At 61.1% G+C, this 2,000-nt stretch carries 2 protein-coding genes and 2 pseudogenes; 3 read left to right on the forward strand and 1 reads right to left on the reverse strand.

What is annotated here, in order from left to right; translation table 11 throughout:
* Nucleotides 1-181 (forward strand): annotated as a pseudogene (locus tag RCH06_RS17765) (enoyl-CoA hydratase); the annotation flags it as partial.
* A 49-nt stretch (nt 182-230) separates the two neighbouring features.
* Here the strand turns inward: RCH06_RS17765 and RCH06_RS17770 are convergent.
* Nucleotides 231-1,427 carry a Fic family protein gene (locus RCH06_RS17770; RefSeq protein WP_327082791.1) on the reverse strand — a complete coding sequence of 399 codons (1,197 nt, stop codon included), beginning with the start codon at nt 1,425-1,427 and terminating at the stop codon, nt 231-233.
* A gap of 180 nt (nt 1,428-1,607) precedes the next feature.
* Here RCH06_RS17770 and RCH06_RS17775 point away from each other — a divergent pair.
* A pseudogene (locus tag RCH06_RS17775) lies at nt 1,608-1,670 on the forward strand (hypothetical protein); the annotation flags it as partial.
* A 79-nt stretch (nt 1,671-1,749) separates the two neighbouring features.
* The gene (locus tag RCH06_RS17780; RefSeq protein ID WP_327082792.1) at nt 1,750-1,953 is read left to right on the forward strand and encodes an enoyl-CoA hydratase-related protein; all 204 of its coding nucleotides are present in this window, start codon (nt 1,750-1,752) and stop codon (nt 1,951-1,953) included.
* Nucleotides 1,954-2,000: the final 47 nt, after the last annotated feature.

Below are 2,000 nucleotides of genomic sequence, written 5' to 3' on the forward strand. Positions count from 1 at the left end.
AACCAGTTGCTGTTCGCCACCCGCGACCAGAAGGAAGGCATGCAGGCCTTTATTGAAAAGCGCAAGCCGAAGTTTGAGGGGCGCTGAAAGCCCAAACCAGTTGCTGTTCGCCACCCGCGACCAGAAGGAAGGCATGCAGGCCTTTATTGAAAAGCGCAAGCCGAAGTTTGAGGGGCGCTGAAAGCCCAACCCTGGGCGAGCGCTGTACAGCGCAGGGCACGCCCTGTGATTCACGGGCAGTTGTTTTTATCCGCTTCAGCTTCCGGCCAAAGCTGAGGGAACAAAAAACGCAAGGCATGCTGCGGCAGGCCAAACCGGACTTTGCCTTGGGGCGAGTCGGACTTGAGCAGCCCGCGCTTGACCAGCGCCCCCAGCGCGTCGGTGGCGCCCCGGTCGCTCATCCCCAGCATGGCCTTGAAGTCGCCCCGCGCCATTTCCTCGCCGCTGAGAAAAAGGTAGTGCAGCCCGCGCAGCGACTCCTGCCGCACCCCCTGCTTGACCACGGTGGCTTCAAACACCAGGCAGGCCTCGATGCGCGCTTTCATGCTGTCAAAGTCAAGCATGCCCGCCATGAAGGTGACCTGGTCCAGGCAGGTGTCCAGCACATAGTCAATCCAGGCAATCAGCGCCTGTTCGCTCAGGTTGCCGCGCCCGTCCAGGTCACCCCGGCGCAGGCTGTCGGCGTCGGCCAGCAAGGCGTAGTAGCGCGGCGTGCTGCGTGCAAAGCCGCGCAGCGGCGACCACAGCCCAGCCGTATAGCCCAGGGCGCTGAGCAGCGTATGCGTGTGCAGCCGCATGACCCGCCCGTTGCCGTCGATGAAGGGATGAATCCAGCCCAGGCGCTGATGCGCAGCGGCCAGGGCCACCAGCGCCGCTTCACCGCGCCGCACCTGGCCATAAAACCCGGCCCAGCGCGCCACAAAGAGCGGTACGCTGGCATGGGCCGGTGCCACATGCTGACCCACCTTGACTTCGCGCAGACGAAACTGACCGGGCACGATGGCTTCGTTTTCCGGAGTGAACAGGTCTGACGCCGGCAACCGGCCAAACAGCTCACGGTGCATGTCCTGCACCGCGTCCACCGCGTACAGGTCGAGCGCGCCTTGCGGCCCGGTGTAGCGCAGCTCCAGTGCGGCTTCGGCCTCGATGTGGGCCACGGCCAGGCGCTGCTTGGCGGCCAGCGCGGCATCGCTGGAAAAATCCTGGCGCAAGGCCTGCTCAATCTCATGCGGCCGGGTGTGTTGCCCTTCAATGCGGTTGGTGTAGTACGAATTCATGCTGCGCAACAGGCTGCGCAGCTCAAGCGGGACACGGGTGCCCGAAAGCAGCGTGGCCAGGCGCGAGAGGTCGTGCGCCTTGGTCAGCAGGGGGGCGATGCGCGCATCGGATGGCAGCAAAGGCTCAAACTGGTGGGGCTCTGTGTACATGCCTTGTATTTTGCCAAGTTTTAATAAACTCTAACCATTTGATTTGGTTAATTTTTTATCTATTTTTGTTAAATTTTTTGCCAACTTTTAAAGCTGACTTTGACGCTGCAATTTAGCCAGCCCGGCATCGGCGGCACGCAGCGCCTGGTGCGCGCCGTGGGCAAGTTCAACGCCATGCGCATGCTGCTGACCGGCAAGCCCGTGAGCAGCACGGAAGCACACATCATGGGTCTGGTCAGCCAGGTTTTTGCCGACGACCAGGTGCTGCCCGAAGCCCTGAAAATGGCCAGCCTGATCGCCGCCATGCCCGCCGCTGGCCGTGATGCAGATCAAGGAAGTCGTGTTGGCTGGCGTCGATGCCTCGCTGGAAACCGCACTGATGCTGGAGCGCAAGGCGAACCAGCTGCTGTTTGCCACCCGCGACCAGAAGGAAGGCATGCAGGCGTTTATTGAAAAGCGCAAGCCTAAGTTTGAGGGGGGCGGACTCAAATCTGAAGTGCAACACCTTTATTCAACTAAGGTGTGAAGATGAAAAAACTCCAGCAGTATCAGCAACTTCAGCTGCAAGAACGC

This window comes from Polaromonas sp. CG_9.5 (assembly GCF_035984465.1).
Taxonomy (GTDB): Bacteria; Pseudomonadota; Gammaproteobacteria; order Burkholderiales; family Burkholderiaceae_C; genus Polaromonas.